Genomic DNA, 13455 nt, shown 5'->3' with positions numbered 1-13455 from the left:
CGGCTCAGAAGTGGAAGGTGGCACCCACGGTGAACTCGGGGTTGTTGGTGCTCTGGCGTTTGCCCAGCAGGTCCAGCGCGTAGCGGTGGTCGCGCAGGTCCACCTGCAGCGAGGCCCAGTCGGAAACGAAGACGCGTGCCCCCAACCCGAAGCTGATGGTCTGGTGCTTCTGGTCCACAAAGCGCGTGCCGCCCACGCCGGCCACCACATAGAGCGCCGAGGCCCGCGCCACGCTGCGGCCCAGGAAGACCTCGCCGGGCAGGAAGTTCCAGCCCGCGAGCATGTTGTAGTAGCTGAGCTTTTGCTCCTCGCTCACGAAGATGCCGCCGGGCAGGATCTGGCGGAAGCTGGCGTCGGTGACCTGGGAGCGGCCGAGGTTGCCCTCGACGAAGAAGTCCTCGGTGATGTGATAGCCCAGGCGCAGGCCCTTGACGAGGCTGGAGCCGAAGTTCTGCGTGGCATAGGTGCCGACGAAGGCGCCCACGGTGAAGTCGTTGGAGGGGATGCGCGGCAGCCTGACGTCGCGGCGGTCCACCTCGGGGGTGATGACGGGTTCGGCGGCCCAGGCTGCGCTGGCGAGGGTCAGCAAGACGAGGGCGAGTGCGCGGGTGATGTGCATGGCTGCCTTAGAAGAAGAAGGAGAGGCCCGCCGTGAAGGCGCGGTATTCACTGGCCCGCGTGTCGGCCACGAAGGCGGTGTAGAGGCTGACGTCGGCGCGCAGCACAAAGCGGTCGGTCAGGTGCCAGCGCACGCCGGCCACGGCGCTGGCGAGCTTGGCGTCGGTGGTGATCGAGCTGACCAAGCTGGTGTTGGGGATGTTCTTGAACTTGCCCAGACCAATGCCGATGAAGGGCGAGAGCCGCTTGTCAGACCAAGGCTCGGCATTGACGCCGAGGTGCCAGAAGTCGGTGCCGGCAAACACGCCCTGCACCTGGCCCACGGTGGCCTCGACGGACAGGGTCTCGCTCAGGCGGTAGGCGGTCCAGAGCTTGAGCACGGGCTCGTTCTTGAAGCGCCCCCCCGCCATGCCCATCTCGACGCGGCGGTGCAGGTAGTCGTCCAGCAGCACGTCGCGGAAGGTCTTGCGCAGGCCGGCCTGGGTCAGCGTGGTTTCCATCTGCGCCCGCGAGACCCAGCCCTCCTTGACGTTGTGCAGGTCGCGGCTGACGCGCACCTTGAACCAGTCGGTGTGGCGCAGCAGGATCTCGACCTGCTCGCCCCGCCCCGCCACATGGAAGACCGGGAAGCCACGCCCCGGGCCGGTGTGCAGTTCCAGGAAGGCGTCGGCCACTTGCACCTGCTCGGGCGGCTCGTCGGCCGCACGCACGGGTGCGGCCAGCAGCAGGGTGAACCCAGCCAGCAAGGGCAGGACGAAGCGCATCAACCCGCGCATGACGCTGGCGCCGGAGCGCTGAATTCGTCCAGCCCCTGCGGCACGGGGTGGGACATCCAGTAGATCAAGGTGCGCGCCTTGGGGTCGTTCTCGTCCAGGAAGACGCGCCCTCCCCCATGCAGCACGCCGCGCACCAGGGGCTTAGTGATGAGGCGGCTGGCTGCGGGCTCGGCAAACACCACCTGGGCCTGGGCGGAGCGGAAGTTCCGGTACATCTCGCTCAGCCGCAGCGCGGCGACGTCGGGCGTGGGGCCGATCACGACCTCAGCCGCACGCGGGTTGATGCGCAAGGCCCCGCCGCTGCCGGTGTTCACGTCATGGCAACCGCCAGCCGCGCAGGTGTTGGTGACCGCCGTGCCGGCGATGGGCAGCAGCTCCAGCAGGATGGGGTTGACGCATTTTTGGTAGTAGGCGAACGAGAGCTTCTGCCCCGCGTCGGCCGAGGTGTTGGTGATGGTGGCCGGGTTGTCGAGCGGGTTGCCGCCACCACCGCAAGCTGAAAGGGCGGCGGTGAGCACCAAGAGCGATGGAAGGACGCTGCGCATGGCTCTAACAGCCTCCTGCAATCCACGCCGCAATGGCCTTGTAGTTGGCGCTGTCGGCCGGCAGCACCGCAGGTGCCGAGGCCGATGCCGCCGCCGGGTGCGGCACCGTGGACGGCCGGCTGAGCAGGTAGTTGCTGGGCGGCGCGCAGACGTTGGAGATCATGCTGAGGGTGACGTTGAAGTCGCCCTCGGGGGCGCCGGTCAGCACGAAGCGGTTCTGCCGGAAGTTGCTGCCCGCTGCTGCGTTCTTGCTGCCGATGGCCTGGTGGCAGCCGGCGGCACAGGTGCTCTGCAGGATGGGGTAGACGGTGGCCTCGAAGGAGCGCTGGGTCAGCTTGGCCACTTGCTTGACGCCGCCGGCACTGAGGTCGTTGTAGTACTTGCCGCCAAGGTCCATGAACTCGGCCAGCAGGCGCAGCTCGGCCTTGTTCAGCAGCTTGCTGTGGTCCAGCGTGGTGGGCGTGGGGTGGACCTTGCGGGCCTCGCTGCCCACCATCAAGGTCTGGCCGGAAAGGATCTCCATCAGCCGGCTCTTGCGCGCCAGGCCCAGGGCATCACCCTCGCTGGCGCCGGTGTCCACCAGGGCGGGCAGGCGCTCCAGCCGGGCCTCGCCGTCCTCGACGCGCACGATGGGCAGGCCGGTCTGGGGGTCGATCTTGGGGTCGCCCACCATCAGCTTTTCGTAGGAGATCAAGCGCCCCGTGCCCGCCCGCGTGCCGCTGAGGTCGAGCTTGGCCGAAATGTTGTGGCAGCCGGTGCAGGTGTTGGCGCCCCGGTCGCGCGACCACAGCGGCTGGATGTGGTCGGGGTAGTTGACGATGCCCTTGGTGGGCACGGGCGTGGCCAGGTCGTTGGCCGGGTCGGGCTTGCCGTCGGGCGTGGTGTTGCCGGTGTACTTGAGCGAGAGGCTGGCGCGCTTGCGGCCGCCGGTCTTGGCGGGGTCGGCCCAGACGTCGCTGTAGGCCACGTCCATCGACAGGCTCAGCAAGCCGGCGACGTTGTTGGTGCGCGTCTGGGCCATGGTCTCGCCCGAGCTGCGCGGGAAGGTGCTCATCAGCGCGGCAGGGACGGTGTCCTTGATGGTCGAGGAGTTGAGCGCGGCCCCTCGGCGCGGGCTGTGGCAGCCGTCGCAGGTGCGCGTCTCGCCGGGGCGCACCTGGATCCAGTTGGTGTGGGTCTGGAAGGCGCGGCCGGCCTCGTCGATCACGGCCACGGCCAGCGGCACATCGCCCGGCACCTGGATCTGGAAGGAGCCATCGGGCTCGATGGGCGCATAGCCGAGGATCTGCTGAGGCTCGAAGTCGGTCTCGCCAATGGCCTCCCGCGTGCCCATGCCTCCCTTGGGGGGCACGGCGCGCACCACGCGCACAAAGCGTGCGGGGCTGCAGTAGTAGGCCGGCTTGGCGGGGTCCTTGAGCGACAGCAGATCGGCCACCTGCTTGCGCGTGTCGTCGGGGTCGGTGGGCGCGATGGTGGGGATGGGCGTGGTGCAGCCGTTGGCGCGGTCGGCCTCGGCCAGCACCGGGTCGCCCATGCGGCCGAGGCCGTCGGTGTCATAGACGCTGCGTACCGAGAGCAAGCCCATGCCGGGCGGCAGGTTGGAGCTGCCGGCCGCCAGCGCGCGGCGCGCCGAGGCTGTGGTGGCGGAGGGGTTGGGCTCGGGGCGCGGCTGCAGCGCGATGGGGTCGGTGTAGATGAAGCCCTCGGGCGGCGCCGCGACGATGAGCAGGGTCTTCTTGGCCGGGTCGAACATATAGACCGCGTAGACCGGGGGCACGTTGTCGCGGATGTTGGCGGTGGCCTCGGCGGCGGGGCTCATGTCGTCGCCAAGCGCCTTCAGCTCAGCCTCGCTGAGGTTGGCGCAGGGCGTGACGATGTAGGCCTCAGAACTAGAAGCGCGCTTGTTGACCTGGCAGGGCGCGAAGGACAGCAGCACGCGGTTGCTGCCGTCCCACAGCGGATAGGGCGTGGTGATGCGCCCCCAGCGCGAGAGGCCGCGCTCGAACTCCAGCGGCTTCTCGGTCGGGTAGCTCTGGCCCGACATGGCCTTGACCTTGCTCGTGGCCGGGGTGTCCTGCTCCGAGAAGTTGGCGGCGTCCACAAAGACCAGCGCCCCGCCCTCGTGCGTGCCCGACAGCGGCATCAGGTCGGACGCCAGGTAGCCCTTGAAGGCCCCGGTGGTGTCCATCTCGCGCGGGTGCAGGAAGCTGTTGCCCTCGCTGTGCGCGCCGTAGCGGATGAACATATTGGTGCCGTCGGGCCGCACCGTGAAGATCTTGAAATGGTTGCGGCCGCCGACGTGGTCCCAGCGCGAGAACATGATGTCGCCGTCCATCAGCACCACGGGGTTGCGGTCGTGGCTCTGGTTGACCGAGATCTGGGTGATGGCGCCGCCCTTGGCGTCCATGGTGTAGAGGTTGAGCACCTTCTCGCGCTCGTACTCGTCGAGCGCGGCGTAGGTGTCAGTGCCGCTGGGCAGGTCCACGGTGGCGCGCTGGCGGTTGGACGCGAACACGAAGCCCGCGCCGGCAGGCAGGTAGGCGGGGTCGACGTCGTCGTCGCCGGTGGTCGAGCTGGTCAGGCGCTTGAGCGAGCCTCCGCGCAGGCCGCCGGCGCTCATGTCGTACTCCCAGATGTTCCAGCGGCCAGTGCAGTCGGCGTGGTTGGCCACCGGGCAGTTCATCGCGAAGACGATCTTCTTGCCGTCGTACGAGGCCTCGGGGTCGGAGACATCGCCCTTGCCCTGGGTGTAGGCCTGCGTGACGTTGAACTCGGCCGCGCTGGCGGACGACTTCTCGCGGATCATCAAGTCGCCGCCGGGCGCAAAGCTCACGCCGGTGGTGGGGTTCATGTTGATGCCGCTGGCGCGCTTGGCGTAGGCGATGGGCACGTCGCCCTGCACGGTCAGGGTGTCAGGGTCGTGGCTGGGTTCGCTGCGCTCACCGGCGCCGCAGGCAGCCAGCAGCAGGCTCAAGACACTCGCCAGGGCGAGCGTGGTCACACGTATCAGGTTCCGCATGGGGACCTCCTTCAACGATGTTCAAAAGGGCCAGCCGCGCGGCTCACTGCACCGCTCCGCTGGCTGCGTTGTGCAGGCCGGACGAGGTGTGCAGCACGCCATCGGCGTCCACCACCACGGCATCCACGCCGGGCTGCGTCTCGATGAAGCGCAGGCCGCGCTTCGGGCCCATCACGAAGACGCACTTGGACAGCGCCTCGCTGGTCAGGCCGTCGTCGGCCAGGATGGTCACGCTCTGCACGCCCAGCGCCGAGCGGCCGGTGGCGGGGTCGATCAAGTGGTGGTGGCGCACGCCGTCGCGCTCGAAGAAGCGCTCGTAATCGCCCGAGGTGGAGATGGCCGTGTCCTGCAGAGGCAGCACGGCCACCACCTCGCCGGCGCGGCGCGGGTCGCGCACGCCGATGGTCCAGGGGCGGCCGCGCCGGTCACCGAGCACGTGGCTGTCACCACCCGCGCTCACCATGCCGTGGGCGATGCCGTGGCGGCGCAGGATGTCGATGCCTTGGTCCACCGCATGGCCCTTGGCAAAGCCGCCCAGGTCGATGCGCATGCCGGGCCGCGCAAAGCGCACGCTGCGCGTGGCGGCGTCCAGCAGCAGGCCGCGCCAGCCGATCAGCGCCTGGGCCACGGCCAGGCTGGCGTCGTCGGGGCTCAGGCCCGCGCGGTAGTCGTACAGCTGGCCGGCGCTGGCGTAGGTGATGTCGAAGGCACCGCCCGAGAGCGCCGAGAAGTGCTGTGCACGCTCCAACAGCGCAAACATCTCGGCGCTGATCCGCACCGGCTGGGCGGCTGCATCACGGTTGATGCGTGACAGCTCGGAGTCGGGCTTGTGCGGGCTCATCCGGCGGTCTATGCGGTGCATCTCGTCGATGACGGCCGCCATGGCCGCATGGGCCAGCAAGGCGTCCTCGCACCACAGCTCGACGTGAATGGCCGTGCCCATGATGGCTTCACAGCGCGCGTGCCACCCATCCTGCGGGTGCGCAGGCTCACGCGGCCAAGCCATAGGGCTCGGCCGGGGATCGACAAGGTTCAGAGCCAGGCTCATGTCGCTAACCCACTGACTTCATGCCAAACAAAAAACGGGCACGAGCAGTGCGCAACAGCCAGCGCTCTGATCACGTTCCCGCAACGATGCGCGGCATGATGGAGGGCTGCGCCGTGAAAAAAGGCGCATTTGGTTAGCGAACCGCGAACACCTTACATTCGGTCGCAGGCTGTCGGTAACGATGGGTTGCGGGCCGCCAGCAGTTGCTACCAAGCTGGTTGTTTAGGTTTCAACGCAACGCAAAAACCTGCGGCACGCGGCGGCACTCGTCGCCGCGCGGGCCCCACTCAGAGGCTCAGGCCTCGGAGTCAGCAAACACCGACATGGTCGATGTCAGCGCCGCCGCCGCGCGCTGGCGGCGCAGCAGCTCCAGCTCGGACACCTCGGTGTCGCCGCCGGCATCGCGGTCGGCCAGAGCGCAGGCCACGGCGGCCTTACCGCCTTGCTTGACGGCGTACATGGCCTGGTCGGCTGCGGCGATCAAAGTGTCCACATCACGGCCATGGCGCCACAGGCTGGCGGCGCCGATGCAGGCGCTGACGCGCGCCAGCCCGCCTGTGCTGAGGGCGATGGGTTCGCACAAAGCAGTCAGCAGCGCGGTGGCTGCCTCGGCCAGTTGCTCGTCGCCCACGTCCAGCCCGGGCAGCACAACGACGAACTCGTCGCCGCCCAAGCGGCCGATCAGGTCGGACGCACGGCGCAGCACGGTGCGCATGCGCTTGGCGCAGGCGATCAGCACCTCGTCCCCGGCCTGGTGGCCATAGCTGTCGTTGACGGCCTTGAAGCCGTCGAGGTCGATGCACAGCACGCTCAGCGAGCCGCGCTGCAGCTGGGCCTCGGCCAGGTGCTGCGAGGCGCGCTTGAGCGTGCCCACGCGGTTCTTGAGCCCGGTGAGCGGGTCGTGCTGGGACTGGTAGCGGGCGGTGCGCTCGGCCTGCTTGCGCTCGGTGATGTCGAAGATCACGCCCTCGACGGCGATGCGCTCGTCGGCGCCCGTGCCCTGGCGCAGCGAGAACGTGCAGTGCACCCAGCGCGGGGCGCTCTGGGTCGGCTCGGTGCCCTGGCCGTCCTGCCGGGCAAGTTCAAGGTCCACGGTGGCGGTGCCGCCGCTGGTCTTGGCGCGCTCCAGGATCTCGCGCACCCGGGTGGGCCGGGCAAAGACGAGGTCGATGAAGGGCGGCGCCGCCTCGTCCCCGCTCTGGGCCTCGGCCACATGGCCCAGCAGGTGGGCGGCAGCCGGGTTGCAGGTGACGAGGCGCAGGCTGGTGTCGAGCAGGAAGATGCCGGCGCGGCTGGACTCGAAGATCTCGCGGAACTGGGCCTCCAGCTCGGCCATGCGGATGCCGATGCGCCGCTCGCTGGCCAGCGCGGTCTCGCTGGCGATGATGAGGGCGTTGGCGCTGTCGATCAGCTGGCCGATCTCGTCCTGGCTGTGGCGCGAGGGCTTGCGCAGGCGGCGCGTGCCGCCGGGGGTGATCTGGCGCAGGCGGTCAGACAGCTTCACGATGGGCTGTGACACCAGGCGCTGCGCCGCGAAGTACAGCACCACGGCCAAGACCAGCACCTGGCTGCCCAGCAGCGCGCTGACCATCCAGGCCTGGCGGGCCGCCAGCTCGGTCACACGCTGCGTGTTGGCTTCCAGGGTCAGGGTGCCGGCGCTTTGGCGCACAGCCGTGGGCGAGGCCAGGCGCCGCGTCACGAAGAGGCTGGACGCCTCGGTGGCGCTGTTAGCCCGGTCCCGCGGGTACTGGGCCACCAGGTTCCCGACCGGGGTGCGCACTTCGACACCCGTCAGCAGCTCGTGGCGGGCCAGACCTTCAAGGATTTCCTCCACCAGGGCGGTGTCGCCGCTGTGCACGGCAAAAGCCAGCGGCCGCTCGACGGCACGGGCCAGCGCCTCCAGCGTGCTCTGGCTGGATTGATCGACACGCTGGTAAGCCCACTCGTAGCCAATCACGCCCACAACGGCGCACAGCAAGGTGGCCACGCTGAGCACGGCCACGAGCAGTCGGCGCTGTAAACCACCTCGGCTGAGAAGTTGCATGTACAGGGGGGCACCCGGGCTTGTTCGCTTGCGCGGACCCGGGCGAAGAACACGTCACGCCACCGGGAGAACGCCCAGTGACAACCCAGCCGCAATTTTAGGAAGCCACCCCTGGGGTCGAAGGGCTTTTAGCCCCTGCCCGTCGAGCCAAAACCGCCGGTTCCGCGCGAAGACGCGTCAAAACTCACGACCTGCCGGAAGGCCGCCTGCACCACGGGCACGATGACGAGCTGGGCCATGCGGTCAAAGGGCTGGAAGGTGAAGGCCGTTTGGCCACGGTTCCAGCAGCTGACCATGAGCTGGCCTTGGTAGTCGCTGTCGATCAGGCCGACCAGGTTGCCCAGCACGATGCCGTGTTTGTGGCCCAGGCCCGAGCGCGGCAGGATCATGGCGGCGAGGCCCGGGTCGGCGATGTGGATGGCCAGGCCCGTGGGGATGAGTTCGGTCTGCCCCGGCTGCAGCGTCAGCGGTGCATCGAGGCAGGCGCGCAGATCGAGGCCGGCGCTGCCGGGCGTGGCGTAGGCGGGGATGTGCTCGGCCATGCGGCTGTCGAGCACTTGCAGGTCAATGGTGTGCATCGGTCGGGATCAGATTCGGACGGAGATTTCCTGGATCAGCTCGCGCGCGAGCGAAAGCTTGTCGGCACGCGAGAGCTCGCGCTGCGTGGTGGCGTCGATCAGGAGCAGCGCGTTGTCGTCGCGCCCGAAGGTGGCGGGCCCGAGGTTGGCCACGATGAGCGGGATGCCCTTGCGGCGGCGCTTGGCCTCGGCGTGCTCGGCGAGCTTTTCGCTCTCGGCCGCAAAGCCAACGCAATACGGCGGCTGCGGCAGCTGGGCCACGGCGCGCAGGATGTCGGGGTTCTCGGTCATCGCGATCTGGGGCGCGGTGATGCCGTCCTCGGCCTTCTTGATCTTGTGCGCGTGCACGGCGGCGGGCCGCCAGTCGGCCACCGCTGCGGTGGCGATGAAGACATCGTGCTTGGCGGCGATGGGCAGCACCGCGTCGTGCATCTGCACGGCGGTCTGCACGTCGATGCGCTGCACGCCGGCCGGCGTGGGCAGCACGACGGGCCCGGCGATGAGCGTGACCTCGGCACCCGCCTCGGCCGCAGCGCGGGCAATGGCAAAGCCCATCTTGCCGCTGGAGAGGTTGGTGATGCCACGCACCGGGTCGATGGGCTCGAAGGTGGGCCCGGCGGTGACCAGCACGCGCTTGCCGCGCAGCACCTTGGGCTGGAAGTGCGCGCCAATGGCCTCAAAGAGCGCAGCGGCTTCGAGCATGCGCCCGTCGCCCACTTCGCCGCAGGCCTGGGCGCCGCTGTCGGGGCCGAGGATGCGGGCGCCATCGGCCACCAGTTGGGCCACATTGCGCACCGTGGCCGGGTGGGCCCACATCTCGCGGTTCATGGCGGGCGCCACGTAGAGCGGGCAGTGGTCCACGCGGCGCGCCAGGGCGGTGAGGCTGAGCAGCTCGTCGGCCCGGCCCTGGGCCAGGCGGGCAATGAAGTCAGCGCTGGCCGGGGCGATCAGCATCAGGTCCGCTTCGCGGCTGAGGTTGATGTGGGCCATGTTGTTGCCCGGGCGTGCATCCCACTGGCTGGTGTAGACCGCGCGGCCCGAGAGGGCCTGCATGGTGACCGGGGTGATGAACTGCTCGGCCGACTCGGTCATCACCACCTGCACGGTGGCGCCGGCCTGGGTGAGCAATCGCACCAGCTCGGCGATCTTGTAGCAGGCGATGCCGCCACTCATCCCGACGAGGATATGGCGGCCGCCGAGGCGGTTGGCAAAGCTCATGCACGTCTCCGGAAGACGAGGTCCCAGACCCCATGCCCCAGCCGCAGGCCGCGCGCTTCGAACTTGGTGAGCGGCCGGTAGGCGGGTTTGTCGGCATAACCGCTGGCGGTGTTCTGCAGCAGCGGCTCGGCGCTCAAGACTTCGAGCATCTGTTCAGCATAGGGCTGCCAGTCGGTGGCGCAATGCAGGTAGCCACCGGGTTGCAGATGTTGCACAAGCTTGGCCACAAAGGCGGGCTGGATCAGCCGGCGCTTGTGATGGCGCTTCTTGTGCCAAGGGTCGGGGAAGAAGATGTGCACGCCGGCCAAGGCCGCCGGGCCGACCATGTGCTCCAGCACCTCGACGGCATCGTGCTGGACGATGCGGATATTGGGCAGCTCACGCTCGCCAATCAGCTTGAGCAGCGCGCCCACGCCGGGCTCGTGCACCTCGCAGCCGATGAAGTCGTGGTCGGGCAGCGCAGCGGCAATCTCGGCGGTGGCGCCGCCCATGCCAAAGCCGATCTCCAGCACCAGCGGGGCCTGGCGGCCGAAGACGGCGGCCGGGTCGAGCCGCTCCGTTTGATAAGGCAGGACGAAGCGCGGGCCCAGCTCGGCCAGGGCTTTGATCTGGCCCGTGCCCATGCGGCCGGCACGGGTCACGAAGCTCTTGATGGCGCGGGGGAATTCGGGGGTATCAGCAGTCATCGGGATCGGCAGTCAACCGACCTCCGCGAGCACCAGGGGCGTGCTGGGAGGCGGCTCATCCCCCCATTGTGTCGCGGCCAGGTAGCTGGCCACGGCGCGCTCGGCCTGGGGCTTGTCGGCCGCGTGCACGAAGGCGATGGGCTCGCCCGCCTGGCAGGCGCTGCCCACCGGCCGCACGGCGCTGAAGCCGACACGCATGTCGATGCGGGCACCGGCCACGCGGCGGCCACCGCCCATCTCGACGATCAAGAGGCCCAGGTCACGCGTGGCCATGCCGGTGAGCACGCCGCTGCGGGGCGCGGGCACGGGCACCACCACGGGCGCGGCGGGCAGGTGCTTGGCGGGAGCGTCGAGCAAATCGGCCGGGCCGCCCAGGGCCACCACCATCTGCGCAAACTTCTCGGCGGCGGCGCCGCTGTCCAGCGCGGCTTGCAGTTGGGTGCGGGCGGCAGACAGGTCGGGTGCCAGATTGCCTATGACGAGCATCTCGGCCGCCAGGGCCAGGGTCACTTCATGCAGCCGAGGTTCGCGGGCCTCGCCACGCAGGTATCGGATGGTCTCCAGCACTTCGAGCGCATTGCCCACCTCGGTGCCGAGGATCTGATTCATGTCGGTGATCAAGGCCCGCGTGCGCAGGCCGGCGCCGGTGGCCACGGCCACGATGCTCTCGGCCAGCTCGCGGGCGAACGCGGGCGTGGCGGCAAAGGCGCCGTTGCCGCACTTCACGTCCATGGCCAGGCCCTGCAGGCCGGCGGCCAGTTTCTTGGACAGGATGCTGGCGGTGATGAGCGGCACGCTCTCGACCGTGGCTGTCACGTCGCGCGTGGCGTAGAAGCGTTTGTCGGCCGGCGCCAGGTCGGCCGTCTGGCCGATGACGGCGCAGCCCAAGGTGCGCACGATGCGGTCGAAGGCGGCCGGGTCGGGCGTGGTGGTGTAACCGGGGATGGATTCGAGCTTGTCCACCGTGCCGCCGGTGTGGCCGAGGCCCCGGCCGGCAATCATGGGCACATAGCCGCCGCAAGCTGCCACCAGGGGTGCCAGCATCAGGCTGACCTTGTCGCCCACGCCACCGCTGGAGTGCTTGTCGAGCACGGGGCCGGGCATGCCAGGCCACTGCATCACACGGCCCGAATGCATCATGGCCCGCGTCAGCAGCACAGCCTCATCGCGGCCCATGCCGCGCAGGAAGACGGCCATGCCTAAAGCCGCCACCTGCCCTTCGCTCCAGGAGCCATCGGTCAGGCCCTTGACGAAGGCCTCGATCTGCGCGGCATCGAGCGCGCGGCCGTCGCGCTTGGTGCGGATGATTTCTTGGGCGAGCATTTCAGTAGCCTGCCTTGGCAGGCGCGGCAGCGGTGCCGGAGAGCACAGCCTCGATGTCGTTCAAGAGGCCGCTGGCGCCGAAGCGGAAGCGGCGCGGATTGACGGCATCGGGGCCCAGCAATTGCGCCGCGAGGTCGAGATACGGCGCCGCATCGGCCACCGTGCGGATGCCGCCCGAGGCCTTGAAGCCCGCTGCGTGCAGGCCGCTGCCAGCGATTTCCTTCAGCATCACCTCGGCAGCGGCCAGCGTGGCCGAGACCTTGCTCTTGCCAGTGCTGGTCTTGATGAAGTCGGCGCCGGCGATCAGCCCCAAGCGCGTGGCCTCGGCGATGAGCTCTGGCGTGGCCAGTTCGCCCGATTCGATGATGAGCTTGAGCGTCAGCGGCCGGCTGGCGTGGCGCACCTCGCCCAGGAACTCAGACACCTCACTGCCCTTGCCGGCCTTGAGCGCCGCATAGGGCAAAACGACGTCGATCTCGTCGCCGCCGGCGTCGATGATGGTCTGTACCTCGGCAAGCACGGGCGCCAGGTCCAGCCCGCCGTGCGGGAAGTTGGCGACCGCAGCGACGCCGATTTCCTTGGGCAGCGCAGCGCGCGCCTGCGCCACAAAGCGCGGCCATACGCACACGGCGGCCACGGGGCCAAAGAGCGTCTGGGCGCGGCGGCACAGGGCGTCGATGTCGGCGGGCGTGTCGGCGTCGTTCAGGCTGGTCAAGTCCAGGCAAGCGAGCGCCTGGCGGGCGGCGTCTTGTAGGCTCATAGCGGGATGTCCGCAAAGCTGGCCACCAACGCGGCCAGAAAGTCGGCGGCGTCTTCAGCCGATGCAGCCGCCTGCTTGAGCGTCAGCTCGTGCGTCAGCGCCTCGGCCGACATCCCGGCTGCCATGTTCGTCATCAACGCCAGGCCCATCACGCGCAGGCCGGCGTGGCGAGCCAGGATGGTCTCGGGCACGGTGCTCATGCCCACCGCGCTGGCGCCCCAGGCGGCAAACATGCGGATCTCGGCCGGGGTCTCGAACTGCGGCCCCAAGGCCCAGACGTAGACGCCCTCGGGCAGGATGCGGCCCCGCCCTGCCGCCACCGTGCGCGCGTGGGCGCGGAGCTCGGGGTCGTAGGCGCCGTTCATGTCCACGAAGCGGTGCATGCCGGTCTCGCCCACCAGGGGGCTGCGCTGCGGCGCGTTGATGTGGTCGTTGATCAGCATCAGGCTGCCCGGGGGCATCTCGTGCCGCAGCGAGCCCGAGGCATTGGTCTGCAGCAGCAGCTTGACGCCCCAGCGCTTGAGCGTGCGGATGGCGCCGGCCATGCCGGTGCAGTCGCCGCTCTCATACGTGTGCACGCGGCCGCGCAGCATCACCACGCGCTGGGCGCCGATGCGGCCCACCACCACTTCGCTGACGTGGCCCTCGACCTTGGGCTGCGGGAAGGCGGGCAGCGCCGTGTAGGGCAGGTGCAGCGCGCCTTCGACGCGCGACACCGCGCCCGACCAGCCCGAGCCCAGCACCACGGCCACGGCCGGGGCCTCACCACACTGCGCCTTCAGCGCGTCCACGCTGGCGTCGATCAAAGCATCCAGCGACTGAGAGTTCGTCGTCATGTCG

At 69.3% G+C, this 13455-nt stretch carries 12 protein-coding genes; all 12 read right to left on the bottom strand.

The window, feature by feature from the left end:
• Window positions 1-4: 4 nt before the first annotated feature.
• On the bottom strand, window positions 5-619 hold the full coding sequence (locus tag ABDJ85_RS16370; RefSeq protein ID WP_347705867.1) for an outer membrane beta-barrel domain-containing protein: 615 nt from the start codon (window positions 617-619) through the stop codon (window positions 5-7).
• Window positions 620-626: 7 nt separating this feature from the next.
• Entirely contained in the window at window positions 627-1382 is a 756-nt protein-coding gene (locus ABDJ85_RS16365) for an SH3 domain-containing protein (protein WP_347705866.1), read from the bottom strand.
• A complete protein-coding gene (locus tag ABDJ85_RS16360) occupies window positions 1382-1939 on the bottom strand; it encodes a hypothetical protein (protein ID WP_347705865.1) in 558 nt (185 codons plus the stop codon). Before ABDJ85_RS16360 ends, ABDJ85_RS16365 begins: the two co-directional genes overlap by 1 nt.
• Window positions 1940-1943: 4 nt before the next feature.
• A complete protein-coding gene (locus tag ABDJ85_RS16355; RefSeq protein ID WP_347705864.1) occupies window positions 1944-4958 on the bottom strand; it encodes an HzsA-related protein in 3015 nt (1004 codons plus the stop codon).
• A 43-nt stretch (window positions 4959-5001) separates the two neighbouring features.
• The gene (locus ABDJ85_RS16350; protein WP_347705863.1) at window positions 5002-5901 is read right to left on the bottom strand and encodes an FAD:protein FMN transferase; all 900 of its coding nucleotides are present in this window, start codon (window positions 5899-5901) and stop codon (window positions 5002-5004) included.
• Between the two features lie 400 nt (window positions 5902-6301).
• Complete coding sequence (locus tag ABDJ85_RS16345; RefSeq protein ID WP_347705862.1) at window positions 6302-8050, bottom strand: diguanylate cyclase domain-containing protein; 1749 nt, start codon at window positions 8048-8050, stop codon at window positions 6302-6304.
• Between the two features lie 128 nt (window positions 8051-8178).
• Window positions 8179-8628 carry a dUTP diphosphatase gene (gene dut, locus ABDJ85_RS16340; RefSeq protein WP_347705861.1) on the bottom strand — a complete coding sequence of 150 codons (450 nt, stop codon included), beginning with the start codon at window positions 8626-8628 and terminating at the stop codon, window positions 8179-8181.
• 9 nt (window positions 8629-8637) lie between these two features.
• The gene (gene coaBC / locus ABDJ85_RS16335) at window positions 8638-9846 is read right to left on the bottom strand and encodes a bifunctional phosphopantothenoylcysteine decarboxylase/phosphopantothenate--cysteine ligase CoaBC (RefSeq protein WP_347705860.1); all 1209 of its coding nucleotides are present in this window, start codon (window positions 9844-9846) and stop codon (window positions 8638-8640) included.
• On the bottom strand, window positions 9843-10532 hold the full coding sequence (gene trmB / locus ABDJ85_RS16330; protein ID WP_347705859.1) for a tRNA (guanosine(46)-N7)-methyltransferase TrmB: 690 nt from the start codon (window positions 10530-10532) through the stop codon (window positions 9843-9845). The genes coaBC and trmB overlap by 4 nt, the downstream gene beginning before the upstream one ends.
• Window positions 10533-10544: 12 nt before the next feature.
• Complete coding sequence (deoA, locus tag ABDJ85_RS16325) at window positions 10545-11855, bottom strand: thymidine phosphorylase (RefSeq protein ID WP_347705858.1); 1311 nt, start codon at window positions 11853-11855, stop codon at window positions 10545-10547.
• A gap of 1 nt (window position 11856) precedes the next feature.
• On the bottom strand, window positions 11857-12615 hold the full coding sequence (gene deoC / locus ABDJ85_RS16320) for a deoxyribose-phosphate aldolase (protein WP_347705857.1): 759 nt from the start codon (window positions 12613-12615) through the stop codon (window positions 11857-11859).
• A complete protein-coding gene (locus ABDJ85_RS16315; RefSeq protein WP_347705856.1) occupies window positions 12612-13451 on the bottom strand; it encodes a purine-nucleoside phosphorylase in 840 nt (279 codons plus the stop codon). The genes deoC and ABDJ85_RS16315 overlap by 4 nt, the downstream gene beginning before the upstream one ends.
• Window positions 13452-13455 lie beyond the last annotated feature (4 nt).

It is taken from the genome of Roseateles paludis (genome assembly GCF_039872745.1).
Classification (GTDB): Bacteria; Pseudomonadota; Gammaproteobacteria; order Burkholderiales; family Burkholderiaceae_C; genus Pelomonas; species Pelomonas paludis.
The sequence above is the reverse complement of the archived record's forward strand: the minus strand, read 5'-3'. Positions and strand labels throughout refer to the sequence as shown.